Annotated in this window: 10 protein-coding genes; all 10 read left to right on the top strand. The window is 49.7% G+C overall.

Annotation, left to right across the window (positions count from 1 at the left end; translation table 11 throughout):
• Position 1 precedes the first annotated feature (1 nt).
• The 10 genes from hutH to Q4G72_RS09575 all read left to right on the top strand — a co-directional run bounded on the left by hutH (position 2) and on the right by Q4G72_RS09575 (position 17,373).
• Entirely contained in the window at positions 2 to 1,498 is a 1,497-nt protein-coding gene (gene hutH / locus Q4G72_RS09620; protein ID WP_303311201.1) for a histidine ammonia-lyase, read from the top strand.
• A 70-nt stretch (positions 1,499 to 1,568) separates the two neighbouring features.
• A complete protein-coding gene (locus Q4G72_RS09615) occupies positions 1,569 to 3,512 on the top strand; it encodes a T9SS type B sorting domain-containing protein (RefSeq protein WP_303311200.1) in 1,944 nt (647 codons plus the stop codon).
• A 399-nt stretch (positions 3,513 to 3,911) separates the two neighbouring features.
• Complete coding sequence (hsdR, locus tag Q4G72_RS09610) at positions 3,912 to 7,178, top strand: type I restriction-modification system endonuclease (protein WP_303311199.1); 3,267 nt, start codon at positions 3,912 to 3,914, stop codon at positions 7,176 to 7,178.
• Positions 7,179 to 7,244: 66 nt separating this feature from the next.
• On the top strand, positions 7,245 to 8,651 hold the full coding sequence (locus Q4G72_RS09605; RefSeq protein ID WP_303311198.1) for a class I SAM-dependent DNA methyltransferase: 1,407 nt from the start codon (positions 7,245 to 7,247) through the stop codon (positions 8,649 to 8,651).
• The gene (locus Q4G72_RS09600) at positions 8,641 to 10,170 is read left to right on the top strand and encodes a restriction endonuclease subunit S (protein ID WP_303311197.1); all 1,530 of its coding nucleotides are present in this window, start codon (positions 8,641 to 8,643) and stop codon (positions 10,168 to 10,170) included. Before Q4G72_RS09605 ends, Q4G72_RS09600 begins: the two co-directional genes overlap by 11 nt.
• Positions 10,171 to 10,208: 38 nt before the next feature.
• Positions 10,209 to 10,400 (top strand): YodC family protein, encoded by a 192-nt coding sequence (locus Q4G72_RS09595; protein WP_303311196.1) that lies wholly within the window; start codon positions 10,209 to 10,211, stop codon positions 10,398 to 10,400.
• Positions 10,401 to 10,541: 141 nt separating this feature from the next.
• The gene (locus Q4G72_RS09590; RefSeq protein WP_303311195.1) at positions 10,542 to 12,542 is read left to right on the top strand and encodes an McrB family protein; all 2,001 of its coding nucleotides are present in this window, start codon (positions 10,542 to 10,544) and stop codon (positions 12,540 to 12,542) included.
• A 10-nt stretch (positions 12,543 to 12,552) separates the two neighbouring features.
• Entirely contained in the window at positions 12,553 to 13,875 is a 1,323-nt protein-coding gene (locus Q4G72_RS09585; RefSeq protein WP_303311194.1) for an McrC family protein, read from the top strand.
• 1,518 nt (positions 13,876 to 15,393) lie between these two features.
• Positions 15,394 to 16,896, top strand: a complete 1,503-nt coding sequence (locus Q4G72_RS09580) for a hypothetical protein (RefSeq protein ID WP_303311193.1) — start codon at positions 15,394 to 15,396, stop codon at positions 16,894 to 16,896.
• Positions 16,897 to 16,974: 78 nt separating this feature from the next.
• Positions 16,975 to 17,373, top strand: a complete 399-nt coding sequence (locus tag Q4G72_RS09575) for a hypothetical protein (protein WP_303311192.1) — start codon at positions 16,975 to 16,977, stop codon at positions 17,371 to 17,373.
• Positions 17,374 to 17,851 lie beyond the last annotated feature (478 nt).

Genomic DNA, 17,851 nt, shown 5'->3' with positions numbered 1-17,851 from the left:
CATGTCTGCCGATTTTTCGCTTACTCCCTCCCATCATTTCACCCTGCAGGAACTGGCTCAGCTGGTAGCCAGCGGCCGCCGCGTGGTGCTCAGCGACGAAGCCCGTCAGCGCATAGAAGCCTGCCATACGTACCTGCAGGAGCGCCTGGCACATTCCGATGCTCCGGTTTATGGTATAAACACCGGCTTTGGCGCCCTCTGCGACAAAAGCATTCCGCCCGCCGACCGGGAGCAACTGCAGGTGAATTTGATGATGTCGCACGCCTGCGGCACGGGTGAGGAAGTGCCCGCCGAGCTGGTAAAGCTTATGCTGCTTTTAAAGGCGCAAAGCCTAAGCTACGGCCACAGCGGCGTGCAAGTAGCCACCGTGCAGCGGCTACTCGATTTTTATAACCGCGACATTCTACCGGTGGTGTACCAGCAGGGCTCGTTGGGCGCCAGCGGCGACCTGGCACCGCTGGCGCATTTGTGCCTGCCGTTGCTGGGTTTGGGGGAAGTGAATTACCAGGGCTACCGCCTGAAAGCCGCCGATGCGCTGCATCTGTTTAGTTGGGAACCGGTGCGGCTGGGCGCTAAAGAAGGGCTGGCCCTGCTGAACGGCACCCAGTTTATGCTGGCTTATGGGGTGCACAGCTTCATGCGCGCCCAACGCCTGGCGCAAGCGGCCGATGTGATTGGGGCATTATCTTTAGAAGCCTTTGACGGTCGGCCAGAGCCTTTTGATGCGCGGTTGCACCAGATTCGGCCGCACGCCGGGCAGTTGAAAGTAGCAGAGCGTATTCGTGGGCTGCTGGCCGGTAGCGAACTGCAGCAGCAGCCAAAAAAGGCCGTGCAGGACCCATATTCCTTCCGCTGTCAGCCTCAGGTACACGGCGCCACCCGCGATGCGCTGGCCTACGTGTCGCAGGTGATGGAAACAGAGTGCAATGCCGTAACCGACAACCCCAACATTTTCCCTGAAACCGACGCCATTCTTTCCGGCGGCAATTTCCACGGGCAGCCACTGGCCCTGGCTCTCGATTTTATGGCTATTGCCGTAGCCGAGCTGGGCAGTATCTCAGAGCGACGCACCTACCAGCTGATTTCCGGGCAGCGTGGCCTGCCACCATTCCTGGTGGCCGAGCCTGGCCTGAACTCCGGCTTCATGATTCCGCAGTACACGGCCGCCAGCATTGTAAGCCAGAGCAAGCAGCTGTGTACCCCCGCCTCCATCGACAGCATTGTAAGCAGTAACGGGCAGGAAGACCACGTAAGCATGGGCGCCAATGCGGCTACTAAAGGCCTGCGCGTGATTCAGAATACCGAGCAGGTATTAGGCATTGAGCTGCTGAATGCGGCCCAGGCACTGGCTTTCCGTCGCCCGGCCCGCACCTCGCTGCAGCTGGAGCAACTGGTAGAGGCATTTCGCCAGCGTGTGCCCTTCAATGGCCACGACCGGGTGCTATATCCCGACCTGCATGCGGCCGCGGCCTTCGTGCGCACCTACGAGTGGCCATAGTCATTTGGGCTTCGTCGCTTACCTTCAGCTTTTAAGAGCGGGGCCATACTGGCTACGCACTGGCCGCGTTATGCCCAAAGTGAAGCCTCTTACCTGGTTTTTGTTTCTGCTGGTCACCTTGCTGATGCGGGTAGGGCTGCCAGCGTATGCACAAGCCCCCTGCACGGACACGCCCAATTCCGGCGCCTGCTTTCGAGTATTTGATGCTGATACCCGACAGGTGGTTACAGGCCTGTGTGCGGGCCAGCGCATCCGGCTGCGTGACTGCAGCGGCCGCCCCCTTGACCCCAAAAAAACGTACTACCGTCTCTCCACCGCCACTGTCTGCAGCTTTGCGGAAGGTGATACCGTGACTACACTCACGGTGCCGGCTACTCCCGGCAGCATCGTTATTACCCAGAATACGCCTAATCTGCTGGTTCCCGGAACGGGCGTCATCTACTCTCGCACACTGCAGGTTTACGCTACCCCTGTGCCGGTTTTTTCGGTGGCCGCCTGTGCTCCTGGCTTCGTTCAGGTTTCTATTACCGACCGTACCTACGACCGGTTTACCGTGCAGTTGGGCAATAGTAACCCACAGCCCACTACGGCAGGAACCACTACCTATGCTGTGTCGGCTGGCACTACGGCTGTTACGGTACAGGGCAGCTACACGGCGGCGACTTTGTGTAGTGCCACCAGCACCCTGAAGTTTACGCCGCGGGCGACGCCGCAGGCCCCGGAGCTTCAGCAGCTGACTGTGCAGGGAAATGCCATAGAGTTTCAATGGGGTAAGCTGCTGAGTGACTATCAGTATGTGCTGGAAGTAGCTGATGCGGCCAGCCCTGGTGGCTACCGGCAGGTAGCCAGTGTAGCCCCTACAAGCAACCGTTTTACCCTTCCCGCCGCCTCGCTGCCCGGCTGCTACCGCCTGCGCCTCACCGATGCCTGCCAGTCTACCGGCACCAGGTATGTTTCTGCCACAGGCTGTACCGTGCAGCTTTCCGCTACTTCGGCCGATGGCCGCAATGAGCTGCGTTGGACTACTGGCACTACTGCCACTGGCTTTGAGCTTACTCGCAATGGCACCCTACTGGCCCGGACCGGCGCCGGGACCAGCGGCTCCTATATCGATGACAAAGTAGTGTGTGGCGTAGAATACACTTACCGGGTGGCCGCTATCAATAATACCACGACCTCTAACTCCAATGCTCAAATTCTTAAAACAGCTTCTACACAAATACCGTCCGCACCCACCATTCTGACGTCCTTTGATTTGCGCAATCGGGTAGAGCTTACGGCCAATGTACCTGCCTCTCCCGGTAGCTCCGTGGCCTATACACGCCAGCAAGCTGGTACCAGCACCTTTATTGGGGCCGCCTCCGGGCCGCTACTACGGGATTCTTTAGCCCTTTTATTGGTAGATTCTCCCCCCTGCTACACGGCGCAATACCTGGATCCTTGTGGCAACAAATCCGTTGCCAGCGAACCGGCATGTCCCTTGATTCTGGAGGCAACACCTGCCAAAGACAATACCGATGCCGTGCAGTTACGCTGGTCTGCCCCGAATGGCATTACTGGGGTTCACCAACTGCAACTACTGGGGCCAGCCGGGCAGGTATTACGTAGCCAACCTGTCAGCGGGCAAACCTTTACGGATCTAACTCCCCCTGCCGACCGCCAGGTATTACGCTACCGCCTGGAAGCCACTGCCCCCTCCGGCGCCCGTATCTATTCTAATATAGCCACCGTGGCGCGGCCTTTGCGCGTAACACTGCCTACCGCTTTTACCCCAAATGGTGATGGTTTAAATGATGTATTGGAGGTAAAAGGCCGGTTTCTGACAACCTACCGCCTGGTTATCCGGGACCGAAACGGACAGGAAGTATTTCAAAGCACCAGCCCCACACAGCGCTGGGATGGGCGCATTAACGGGGCTACCCCGGTACCGGGGGTGTACGTATATCGGTTTGAGGCTGCAGATGAATTGGGCCAGCCTTTTGTGCAGACAGGTTCCGTTACTATTCTGCGCTAAGACTTGGCTTCCGACAATCAACTCCGGTTCTCGCGCTTCCTTCTGCCAGCCAGGTACCAATAGCTACTTTTGCACGTTAGCACAGGCAACCGGGTCCGCCCGCATGGCATCTGCCATAAACACAACCACACAACTAAACAAGACGCATATGTTTGATATGATGGGGATGATGGGGAAGGTAAAAGAGGCCTTCATTTCCAGCTAATAGACACATATTTTACGGGCATTCAAAAGCTCTGTATCAATTTTAGCAAGACAATTTGATACATGAAGTCTTGTGCCACCACTACTGCGGATATCTCAAGGGAGAACCCATATTGCACTATTCCGATTTACGCTATTTGAAGTCAGTTACTCGATTGCTACCTTGGAAAGCTAATTCCTGCTTATCCATCCTTTGTGACCAATTCTACCAGTAACTTCTACTTCCTTCGGGACGACTTCCCAGCTCTCTATACCCTCGGCAAGGAAGCAGAATTTCTCCTTTACCAAGACCCTGCTGCCGCTTTATTTAAGCTGCGCTTATATGGGGAAAAGTTAGTTGACCGTCTGTTCTCGGAGCACCAGTTGGCTCCGCTGGTGGAGAACACCCAACACCGTAGGCTAGAGGAACTGAAACGACAGGGCATTCTTCCCCGACAGGTGGAGGATATTCTGCACTTAATAAAGCGTAAGGGAAACGTAGCTGCACACCAAAATACGGGTACCGCTGAAGATGCTGCTTTGCTGCTGGAATCTGCCTACCATCTTGGTAAATGGTTACAGGATGCCTACGGAGAGAACTTGCTGCCTGAGGGCATTTTGCCGTTTACATTACCTCAGCTACGGGATACGCAGCAGGAATTGGCTCAATTAGAAGCCGAAAAACAGGCATTGCAAGCCCGGGTACTGGAATTACAGGCGAGTCTTGATGCTCGGCCCGTATTATCCGCTCCTGAGCTGGCTCAATTACAGGAGAAAGCACAAAAGGCCGCAGACAACCTAAACTTAAGTGAGGCGGAAACGCGGGCCATTATCGATGAGCAACTTCGTAGCGTTGGCTGGGAAGCAGATACTCTTACACTTCGTTATAACAAAGGTACTCGCCCTGAAAAAGGCCGCAATTTGGCCATTGCCGAATGGCAGACTACTTCAGGACCGGCAGACTACGCTTTGTTTGTTGGAATGACCTTGGTGGGCGTTGTGGAAGCCAAACGTATCAACAAGGATGTATCAGCAGCTCTGCAACAGGCTAAGCGGTATGCGAAAGATATTAACCTAACCACCGGCGTTGAGCTCTTAAAGTCAGCTCCATGGGGAGTTTACCAAGCACCATTTCTCTTTGCTACCAACGGTAGGCCCTACCATTATCAACTACCTGAAAAGTCAGGAATTTGGTTTTTGGATGGAAGGCAGTCTATCAACCACTCCCGAGCACTGAAGGGTTGGTATTCTCCACAAGCACTGGTTGAGCTACATAAACAGGACATTGCGGCTGCGGAGGAAGCGTTAAAAAACGACAGCTTTGATTATTTGCGCTCTGCCCACGGATTGGGCCTAAGAGACTATCAGGTTACTGCTATTCAGCGGGTAGAAGCAGTAATTGAAGCGAATGAGCCCGAGCGCCGAGCCCTGTTAGCCATGGCAACGGGCACCGGAAAGACGCGCACGATTCTCGGACTGGTTTACCGCCTGTTGAAGAGTAAGCGCTACCGCCGTATCCTCTTTCTGGTTGACCGCAAATTGCTCGGTATACAAGCCACCGATTCCTTCAACGAAGTGAAGATGGAAGGGAACCTCACGCTGGGCGAAATTTACGACTTGAAAGAGTTGAAGGATAAGCTACCTGAAGCTGAAACCCGCCTTCATGTAGCTACAGTGCAATCCTTAGTAAAGCGGATTTATTCACCAGAAGCGGATACCCCAGCACTTCCGATAGATGCCTACGACTGTATCATCATCGATGAAGCTCACCGGGGCTACACCCTTGACCGGGAAATGTCCGAACCACAAATTACGTACAAGGACCAATTAGACTTCTTAAGTACCTATAAGCTGGTACTGGACTATTTCGATGCCTTCCGGATTGGATTAACAGCCACTCCGGCCCTACATACGGTGAAGATATTTGGCTCCCCGGTGTTTCGCTATACCTATCGTCAAGCGGTTATCGATGGTTACCTCATCGACCACGAGCCCCCTATACTGCTGAAGACGAAGCTCAATCAGGAAGGTATTGTCTGGGAAGCCGGTAGCACTCCGCAGGCATACAACCCGGAAACGCAGAACATTGAAGAATTAGACCGGCTGGAGGATGAGCTTAAGATTGAGGTAGATGGCTTCAATAAACTGGTGCTTACTGAGAGCTTCAATCGCACCATAGCCAAAATGCTGGTGAAGGAGTTGCTGCCTGAGGGACCAGAAAAGACGTTGATTTTTGCGGCCAGCGACCAGCATGCCGATTTACTGGTGCTCATCTTGAAAGAAGAATTCAAGAACGCCGACATTGACGTTGATGATGATGCGATTATCAAAATTACGGGCACTGCCGACCAGCCGCAGCAACTAGTTAAAAAATTCAAGAACGAGCAATACCCTACCATCGTCGTAACGGTGGACCTGTTGACCACGGGTGTAGATATTCCCCGTATCTGTAATCTGGTCTTCATGCGCCGGGTTCGTTCCCGAATCCTCTACGAACAGATGTTGGGGCGGGCAACACGCTTGGCGGATGATATTGGCAAAGAAACCTTCCGCATTTATGACGCAGTGCGTCTATATGAGGCGTTAGAGCCGGTTACCACGATGAAACCGGTCGTAGTTGACCCAAGTCAGACTATTACAGAGCTGATAGAGGAGCTGGATAAGATTGAGCAGGAAGAAGCCCGGCAGCAGCAGGTAGAACAAATCCTTGCCAAGCTGCAACGGAAGCGAAATAAGCTGACCCCAACTCAGATTGAGAAATTTTCACACGGCACGAATGGGCAGACACTAACGCAGTTTATCAACCATCTGCGTACGTTGCCTTCTGTAGAAGCAGCGGCCTTATTAAAGCACTATCAGCCTTCGCTGGGCTGGCTTTCAGAGGCAAAAGCCGCGCTGAAGCCCCTTCTCTACAGTACACACCAAGATGTGGCCTTAGAGCCGGAACGCGGCTACGGTGGAGATTCAGCCAACCCTATTCAGCGCCCGGAAGATTACCTACAGTCCTTTGCAGAGTTCGTGCAGAACAATCAAAACACTATTGCGGCGCTGAACATTGTCTGCACCAATCCCAAAGACCTCACCCGCCCCATGCTCCGGGAGCTGAAGCTGCATCTTGACCAGCAAGGCTTTACTGATACACAACTCCGGGTAGCATGGAAAGCCGTGAAAAAACAGGAATTGGGAGCCGACATCATTGCCTATATTCGTAGCCTAGCCCTTGGTGAAGCAACGCGCCCACTGACCGTGCGGGTGCAGGAAGCGGTGGATTTTGTCCGGAATTCTAATAGCTGGAATGCCCACCAACGGAAATTTCTCGACCGGGTACAAACCCAGCTTATCAAGGAAACAGTGCTAACCCGCGACGACCTCAACCAAGAGCCCTTCAAAGGCGACGGTGGCTATAACCGCTTCAATAAACTCTTCGACAACCAACTGGACAACGTGCTGCAAACAATACAGGAACGCTTGTACGTCGCCTAACCCTTTCCTTTTCCGATTTGCTTACCGGAGCAAGGTTCCTGCCTTGCTTCGTCTTTTATCAATAGTATGAACAACCAAGAAATTGTCTCGAAACTGTGGAGCCTGTGTAATGTGCTTCGCGACGATGGCATTACCTATCACCAGTACGTAACCGAGCTAACCTACCTGCTTTTCCTCAAAATGCTGAAGGAAACGGGTAACGAGGAATCGATTCCAGCAGAGTACCGGTGGGACGAGCTGACCAGCAAAGAAGGATTGGCGCTGAAGAACTTCTACCGTTCGTTGCTGCTGCATTTGGGCACGGAAGTGCAGGGTAACGTAGCGCAGATTTACCACAACGCGCAGACGCATATTGACGAGCCAAAGAACCTGCGCAAAATCATCAAGAGCATTGATGAGTTGGACTGGTATTCGGCGCGGGAAGAAGGCTTGGGTAACCTCTATGAGGGCTTGTTGGAGAAGAACGCCAATGAGAAGAAGTCTGGTGCCGGGCAGTATTTCACCCCGCGTCCGCTGATTGATGCCATGGTGGAGCTGATGAATCCGCAGCCCGGTGAGCGGTGTAATGACCCGGCGTGTGGCACCTTCGGTTTTATGATTGCGGCGGATGCCCACGTAAAAGCGCAGACCGATAACTACTATACCCTGACGGAAAAGCAGGCGGAATTCCAGCGCAAGCAGGCTTTCTCCGGCTGTGAGCTGGTAGCCGATACGCACCGGCTAGCTATGATGAACGCCCTGCTGCACGGCATGGACAGCGAAATTCTACTAGGTGATACGCTCACGCAGCTTGGGGAAAAGCTGAAGGGATACGACGTAGTTTTAGCTAACCCTCCGTTTGGTACCAAGAAAGGTGGTGAGCGCCCAACCCGGTCTGACTTCACCTACCCTACCAGCAACAAGCAGCTCAATTTTTTACAACATATCTACCGTTCGCTCAAACCGGGCGGTAGAGCAGCAGTAGTACTACCGGATAATATTCTTTTCCAAGACAATGATGGGCAAAAGGTGCGAGCTGACCTGATGGATAAGTGCAACCTGCACACCATCCTACGCCTACCCACCGGTATTTTCTACGCTGCCGGGGTAAAAACCAACGTGCTGTTCTTTGAGCGCGGCTCGACCGATAAGGGGAACACGAAGCAGGTGTGGTACTACGACCTACGCACCAACATGGAGAATTTCGGGAAGCGGACACCCTTCACCCGCGCCCATTTCAATGACTTCGTGCGGGCATATCATGCGGATGACCGTGCTGCTCACACCGATGACCGGTGGATGTGCTTCACCCGCGCCGAAATTCAGCAAAAAGGTGATACGTTGGATTTGGGTCTGATTGCGGATGCTAACATATCTAACACTGTTGGCTTGCTCGACCCAAAGGAACTAGCTACTGAAGCTATTGATGAGCTGGAAGTAGTGGTAGATGAATTGAAAGAACTGTTGCGCCTGCTCGAAATCAATGAAAAGTAATTTGCCTGCTGGGTGGGAATCCTCCACATTGGCTACCGTTGCCTCAATAGTTAGAGGCATAGCTTTTCCAGCCAAGGATAAAGCATATAACCCATCCCCTGACCATATAGCTTGTCTCCGTACAGCTAATGTACAGAAGAAGGTAAGGTGGGATGACCTATGGTTCATTCCCAAAAGTTACGTGCGCGATGAAAAACAGGTAGTATGTACTGGCGACATCCTTATTTCGCTTGCCAACAGCTACGAGCTGGTTGGAAAAGTAAGTCAGGTTCAAGACATACCGACGCCATCTACTCTCGGCGCATTTATTTCGCTGATTCGGGCGAAAGGCGAAATAGATAAAAGCTACCTCTACTACTACCTCAACTCAAATGAGGTTCAGTCTGCAATTCGTAAGCTCGCATCCACTACGGTCAATATCTCCAACGTATCTGTTGGCAAAATCTCTGACCTAAAGGTTTTACTTCCTCCCCTCGCCGAACAACACCGCATCGTCGCGCAACTCGAAGCCACGATGCAGAAGCTCGAAGCCAGCCAAGAGCGGCTAGAGAAGCTACCGGTGCTCCTTAAGAAATTTCGACAAGCGGTGCTGGCGGCGGCAGTATCGGGGAAGCTCACCGAAGCATGGCGGGCTGAGCAGCCGCAGGTTGAAACTGGAGCTAAATTGCTCAACCGTATACAAAAAGAGAGGCGCGAGTGGGCGATTCAAGAAGCTCGAAAGGGCAACTTAGAAGCCAGCCGATTTTATAAAAAGGCAGAAGCCCAATCAGCTACTACTACTGAGGATGGGTTGCCTGAAGGATGGGCTAAAGCATCATTGCTGAAAGTATGTCAGCTGGTTGTTGACTGCCATAATAAGACTGCGCCATACATCTCTGAAGGAATACCATTGGTGCGAACAACTAATATCAAGAATGGTCGTCTGCTCCTTGATTCGGTGAAGTATGTTTCACCGGAGACCTACAAGTTCTGGTCTCGGCGTTGTCCTCCACAACCCGGCGATATCCTTTTTACACGGGAAGCGCCAATGGGTGAGTCGGCTATAATACCGCCAGACACGACTCTCTGTATGGGGCAGAGAATGATGCTACTGCGGTTTTTTAAAGGGTTAAGCGAAGTCCAGTTCTTTGGCTACGTCATACAGTCCCCTTCTTTCTTGAGTCAATTAGGGGAGAATGCAGTTGGAACAGGCGTACTGCACCTCAGAGTAGGTGATGTTGAAGCACTCCAAGTACCGGTCCCACCACTGGCTGAGCAACAGGAAATAGCACGCCAAGTTAACCACTATTTTGAGCTAGCAGACCAACTGGAAGCCCGCTTCGAACAGGCGGCTGCGCTCGTGGAGCAGTTGCCGCAGGCATTGCTCGCAAAGGCATTCAGCGGACAGCTCGTACTGCAAGACCCCAACGATGAGCCTGCCAGCGCTCTATTGGAAAGGTTAGAAGCTGAGACTACTACCTCTCCAAATGGCAAGCGCAGGAACCCAAAAGTGGCTTCTGGGGCACCTCTGTTTGAGTAAATTAGAGGCAAGAAAATCTCACAAATTATTCTCTACCAATGATTGAAGAACGTCAATTTTTAGAAGGTGATGTTGTACGCCTGAAGTCCGGTGGTCCGAAAATGACCATTTCAAGTGTTGGCGCAGGCCCTTCCGCAAATGCGTTGTGCATATGGTTTGATGGACACAATGTCCTGCAGAAAGTAAGCTTTAAAGTTTCAAATCTGATTTCGGACGATAAGCCATCTTAATGGCGAACAGCGGGAATCCCAAACGTCTTGCCACCCAGACAACTCCATAAGGAAAGTCTAGGTGGCAACTCTTTTCATAAATAGCTCGCTTGCGCTTCACTGTTAGCCTTCATATGTACTTACATAAGGGGTAATCAACTTGTGAGCGCAGACATTATTATTTCTTTTATGGCACGTCCACTAGTACAGTCAAAAGCTGACGTTCTTAAGAATTTTGAGTCTTTTATTCGGCTTCGGGACAGCAGAAAACCTAATGAAGTAAAGCAGTATCAAGCCTATTTGAAAAGCGCCAAAGTATTAGTGGTAGAAAAGGTGAATGGACAACGTGAATATGCTCCTAGCCGGTTTATTGGCTACAGAAACAACTCTATAAAGGAACACGAAGCCGACGTAGATAAAGACGGCAGAACCTCCAATGGAAAATTAGAGCGGCTTTTTGGCAGAATCTACTATGATGAAAATGAGTCACAGCGCTTCGCAATTTTTTGCAAAAAACATGGGGTTGACAAGGATATTGACGGGCTTTCAACACCCGTAAAATTTATCTTTGCTGGATACCCCCCATCTACAGAAGCAAGCTCCATAAAACCAAGAATTAGCTCTTCAGCAGGCTCTCCAGATGATGCTGAAACTTTAAACAGCATGAAACCACTGGTGGGCCCTAAAACTCCCCTGAATCAGATACTCTATGGCCCACCGGGCACTGGCAAGACCTATCACACTGTTGCGCGTGCTATTGCCATTTTAGAAGGAGTCAGTGACGAAGAATTAGCTGAACAATACCCTATTGAAAAACGCGCTGCTCTACGGCAGAAATTTGAAGAATACCAGCGTGCCTCCCGTATTGGATTTGTAACGTTTCACCAAGCCTTCACTTATGAAGATTTTGTGGAAGGCATCAAGCCTCTTCCTCCTACGAAAGGAGCTGAGGAAGCAGATATAGAGGAATCTGATACCGATAATGATGGCAATATAAACCAAGTCGGTGCTGTGCAATATGCTGTGCGCAAAGGGATTTTCCGACAAATGTGTGAAACTGCTGCCAGTGCTGTCCCCAGTGATGAAGCAGTATCTCTTACTCGACCCTCATTTCAGGAATTATATACAGGTTTCCTTAACCTGCTTCAAGAACGCATAAGGAGTACCAAAGGACCGGTAATATTTCACACTAAGGAGCGCTACGGTGTACAACTCACTGCGGTCAACACGAAGACTGGGCGATTGACGTTTCAGTATGGAAAAGGCAAGGAAATAGATTTCGCCTCGCAGCTAAATAATGATGGAACTTACAGTCACGTCGATAAGAGCAAAACGGAGAAACTTTACCACTTGTACTCTTCCATTGACCAGATAAAACACCTTAAAAGGGACATTATTGACAAAGTTGGCGGTTCAGCTAAGTCACTGCAATGGGTCGTTTTTAACGAATTGAAAAAGTTTGAAGTGGCTCTCCTAACCCAGCAGCGCGACGAACAGCAAACAAAGCCGAGCCCACGCTTTGTACTCATCATCGATGAAATTAATCGCGGAAATGTGGCCAACATCTTTGGTGAATTGATTACGCTGTTAGAGGATGATAAGCGTGCGGGTTGCCCAGAAGCCCTGTCAATAACCCTCCCCTACTCGCAAGAAGAATTTTCTGTTCCTGCGAATCTTTACCTACTGGGCACGATGAACACGGCTGACCGCAGCGTAGAGTCATTAGATACTGCTCTGCGCCGCCGCTTCAGCTTCACGGAAATGCTGCCGAATCCGGAAATACTACCTGAGGATGTTGAGGGAGTAAACCTGCGTGAAATGCTTACCGCTATCAATGCCCGGTTAGAGCAATTACTCGACCACGACCATTGTATAGGCCATGCTCTGCTCATGCGTGTGACCACACTTGACAGTTTACGGGAAGCGTTTAAACGCAATATTCTACCATTACTTCAAGAGTACTTCTTTGGCGACTGGGGTAAAATTGGCTTGGTACTCGGCAGTGCCTTCATTCAACCGGTGAACAAGAAAACGAACCCCGGCGGCTACAAGCTACTATCGTTTGACAAGTACAACGTAGGAGAGCTAAACGAAAAACCAGTGTATAAGCTGGCCAACGTACTGAAGCTGGAAGCCAAGGCATTTCAAGACATCTACGCATAGTCGCTGTCTTATGCCCAAAATTATGCGGGTGCTGGAGCATAGCACTCTTCGCATCGGTGCGGAACAACAGGGCTTAACTTTCGAAAAGCGGCATTGGAAACAGCTCTTCCAGTACCACGACGAACACGCTGCGCATCGTTATTACGACATGCGGCATGATGGTGTGCGCTTCCGAAGCTACGTAGGCGTCATTCAAGCTGGTGACATCACCATCGAGATTCTACCCAAGGTAGATGACGTTGAAGAAGCGTCCGACAGCACCATGATGAAGTGGCGGGACATTCTGCTACGCATGCTCCACGAGTCGGGCACGCTGAAGCTAGACTCCCTCAGTAATGCCTTTCTACACGAGAAGGAGAACAGCCTATTAGATATTTACCTCGAACTCTTCCTCAATGAGGTTGAGAAATTATTACATCGTGGGCTGGTAAAGCGCTACCGGTATACGGAGGGACAACAAGCTGCCTTACGCGGGGCACTACAGTTTGGCAAGCAGATATCTCTAAATCTGATACACCAAGAGCGGTTCTATACCCGCCATCAGACATACGACCATCAGCATCTGCATAACCAGCTCATTCGTCAAGCTCTGCTCCTGCTGCCCCGGTTGACAAATTCTTCCACACTGCGCGGACGTACAGCTCGCGCACTCCTTCAGTGGGCAGATGCACCGACTATCAAGGTTACGGCTGCTACGTTCGCTAGATTGACCTATGACCGCAAAACCGAAGACTACCGACCTGCGCTCATTATAGCTCGCTTGCTGCTACTGCATCATCGCCCGGACTTACGCGGCGGTAACAATGATATGGTAGCATTGCTGTTTAACATGAACCAGCTCTGGGAAAAATATTTACTCCGCACTCTATACCGCCTGTCTTCTCCCTACGATTGTACTGTAGTAAAGCCCTCTTATCGCATACTATGGGTAGCAGAAAACGAAACCACCAGTAAAATGCAGCCCGATATTCTCATTACAGTTCCGGGTAAGGGAAATATCGTCCTCGATGCTAAGTGGAAGCGACCTAAAGGGCGTCCATCCGAAGCAGACTTAAGGCAATTGTACACATATGCGCAATACTACGATGCTGCACATGCTGTCTTGCTATACCCACACACAGACGATGAATCCGCTGTTTCTGGCAAATTTCAACAACCTGAGCATCTTCCAGCATGCAATCCCGAGGACCTCATTTTGTGTAGCACAGTCTTCGTGCAAATTGGTAACGGAAATTCATTAGGCGCCGTTGGGGATTGCGACTCCCTTGGGTATCTGCGCTGTACACTCGAATCCGAGTTTAAGAATTGGCTTGGCTACGGCAGCCATTTATGAATTCTCTGACTAATTGAAGATAATCCTCATTATACAGGATTGCTAGCAAAGCGCTTAACACCACCCTGTAGTCATATAAAGTCTTTGATACTCATTAATCGCGTTACACCGGCGCTGTTCATATCGCTATAAACCTCTGTAAAATTTTCACAAAAAAATTTACGCGTATCAAAACCGTGAAATTTTCACAACCATATTTTGCGAGGGATTACGCAGCTATACGGAACTGATTTTTATAAAAATTTATAAAATTTCAGTTGGCAAACCCTCAGATTGACAATTTTTTTAAACAGGGTCCCTACATTGATTTACCCCTCCCCCATAGGAGGGGCGCAGGGGGATATTGAATATTTATCTTCCAAACTCTACTAAATCAGTAAGTATACTATTGCGTGGATACATTTCCTCGTTCAATTGCGCTTAATGGGCGTTTGGGCATTTACAAATGACTCTTTAACCACTAATAAATGAAATTCACGGCTCTTAACGGTACCATTTAACCCTGATACGGGGCGTGAAAATTTCACACCGGTCAGGGAGTAGGCAATTTGTACAGTCTCTCATCTTAGGCTAATGAAGGATTAAGATGTTGTGAAATTTTCACAGTCCGTATAACCATGAACCCTATCGCGCTGCATAACAACATTCGCGAGTAGAAGAATCTGAAATTAATCTCTGGCCTTTCCCAAGGCTAGGTCGAAAACATTAATGCCAGTCAATAACAGTTTGCTATAGACAGATAGCGAGGAGCGCTATTACAATAGACTATCCTTTCATTGAAATTTCAAACAAACCTGACCGGTATTCTGGTCAGGTTTTTTTATGTCCATCGGCAGTGTAATGCGCTACAGATACACAACGAATCCTACTGCCTTCATCACTCTCGCTACGCTTCGTTCTTCAGTTGTGCCTAGGGCACGGATTCTACCGATAACAGAGATTGATTTCTGATTAATATTGATTGTTTGGGCAATAAGAGAACGTAACAACGACAGTAGGTAAAGCGAGAGAAAGCAGGCGAAGTCGTTCTATTACCATTATTGCCCAAACAATAAACAACCATAGCTTAACTCATTGAAAACAAAGGAATAAGATCATTCATTTCTCATTCGATAGAAACCGTCAAACTAACGAATGAATGCAGCGCAGCGCAGCGAAATGAATTCAGAAGTAGTTTCCGCTACATGAGTGAGCGATGCATTTTCCTCTCTCGCTACTATGCTTCCATGTTTGGTTGCCCCTTTAAGAAAATATTCGACATCCGCACTCTACGGACCAAAAAATTCCCCACGCAGTTTTGCTACATCGGGAACAAAGCGAAACCAAGTTTCATCCCCGACGGAATTTCTCGAACATCGGGATTATTTATAGATGGTGGTTATCCATCCGGGGTGAAAGGAAGTTTCGTGTAATTCTCCCTTCCACATTCCAACCCGCTCAATTACACGCCCGGAATTGGAATACCGGTAATACATAACCTCAAACTTCAACAACTGATGAAGACAAAAATTACACGCATTGAAAACAGTAAGCGCAACCCCCAAAACCCCCAAGAAGAAATCCGTTAATCAGGAGAAGCATTTCTTTTTCCCATCGAATCTCAGCCCGAACGAATTGAATACGGTGCTGACTGGTATCCCCGGTAGTAGCAGTATCCTACGGGGAGTGATGTTTCTATACGACAATATCCTTGTCGATACCTACTGCGTGAAACCGCAGAAAGAAGAACCAGAACCCGAATTCCTGAAAGGGTACTCACAGGTTCATTCCGAAACCCTTCGCTCCTACTTCAGCAATAATTACGCTAAGGTGATTGACCTCCTGATACAGAAAGGGTATTTGGAACCACTCCAATACAATGAACGCGGCGAATACTTTGAGAACGGATATTACCATTTCGGTTGTACGAGCCAAGGAAGGTGCAAAAGCTTTCGTGTACCGGCACATCTATTCGCAGATGGCAAGAAGTATCAGGTTATCAAACAGAAGCTCACACAGCGCGAAATTAAGAAATTTGAAACCATACAAAACCGACAGATACAATACAGGGAAGAATTTCGCTTAACGGTGATTGAAAACATGAAGAACATCGAACTCCTACGGACTCCGGAAGCGCTGAAGACCGTTGACAAACTGTTTGCTTTAAACAAGGTCCGGGCTAGAGCAGAAACCTTCTTTGATGTTTTCAACCTGAATGCCGTTCCGAAAACCCCGGTCTGTAATTTCGGTCACCGGGTTCACTCGCAGGTCGTGTATTCCCCAAAGGTGTTACGGCCTTGGATGCGCTTCCGGGATGAACCCGATGCGCCACTGGTTGAAATTGACCTGATAAATTCCCAACCGGCCATCCTTGCCAACATTACCCCCAAGCTGATTCGGCTGTTTGCGCTGGAATGTGAAGCGGCTATCCCCTTCCTCGAAGAAGCGCTTAAGGAACCGGACTTCCAATACTACAAAGCGAAGTGCAATGAAGGGGTTATCTACGAATTCCTACGGGACGAATTCAACCGGGAATATGCCGATACCCTATGGGAACCCATTATTCGGGATGATGCCAAGGAAACGTATTACGTAGCGGGGTTCAGCAATTACCAGTACTACGAAACTACTACCGTACGGAAGTTCGAGCGGAAGCTGAACAAGGCAGTGTTGAAAGGCAACCCAGATAAAATAGAGAAGGCCCGGAAGAAGCTCTTCAAGGTGCGTAGCTACCATCTTTTCAAGAAGCTCTTCCCAGCGGCACACCGTCTGTTCACCCAGATTAAAGGACTGGATTGGTCCGGCTTCAACCCCGGGGAGCATCATTCCAACAACTGCCTATTGGCCCAGCGCATAGAGTCGGGTATCATATTCACCCGATTGGTGAAGGCATTGATTGACGCAGGTATCCCCAAGGAAAAAATTGTCACGATTCACGATAGCATCATGGTTCGGGAGAAAGATGAAGAAAAAGCCCGTAAAGTCATCCGGAGAGAACTGGACAAGCTTCACCTAAACATCCAATTGAAAACGAAATTCTAATTTTCACTCCTGTTTGAATATTAAATGAAATGATTATCATTACCCCGAACCCAATCATCCATCCAACTTACAAACATAATGGCACGTCAAACCCTCGAAGAACAAATGTTGGCTCTCCTGAACAAAGCGAAAGCTTCGAGCGCAGCACCATCACCAACCCGAGTTAAAGCGCGGGATATCAGCAAGGCACTTGCCATGTTTAAGAAATCTCAAGGCTTTTTGACGCAAGCAATTTCTCTGTTGGAAGGTAGTGATGATGCTGCAAATAAGTCCCCGAAGTATCAGGAGAACGTAGCCATATATCCATCGGCACCCTACGGACGCAAAGCGGATGGCACCCCCAAAATGGCTTCGGGAAAGCAAGCGCTGACAGATGAAGCCAAGGCTTTCAGTAATACCTATCCGGAGTTGTCTCCTACCGAAGGCGAAAGAGTAGGCAATGGACGGAAAGCCAAAGCCACTGGTAGCAAGAAATAATCATTAACCATGGATAAAGCATTTAAACCGTTACTCTTGCTATTGTTGGCCGGATTGATAGTGGTTTTGTACCTACATTCCCAGACTGGAAGATATCAGGTCGTTCGAACCGCTGGTGAGAATTCCATCCTTGTGGACAGCCAATCCGGAACTGCTTACAAAGCAGAAAACGGGAAGTGGGTAGTCGGACTGGAACGATAGCAATTTGGTATCTGCATGATAAAATTTAACATAAGCCCTGATACTCACAAGTCAGGGTTTCATGTTTCCAGATAGTGTCTAAATCATACTTACAACACTTTCAATTGGTTTATATACTGTCGAAATTCCTTACCAATGAACTGATACCTGTTGCATGAAAAATTCTAGCTTACCCAAGAACAACAGATAATTGCATACCGGTACATAAATAGGAAAGAACTTATGCAGCATGTTGAACGGTTAACTATCTTGCCTATACATACCCCCTTCCCATCTC

The organism is Hymenobacter sp. BT730 (assembly GCF_030542105.1).
GTDB lineage: Bacteria > Bacteroidota > Bacteroidia > Cytophagales > Hymenobacteraceae > Hymenobacter.
This window is presented reverse-complemented; position numbering and strand designations above follow the sequence as displayed.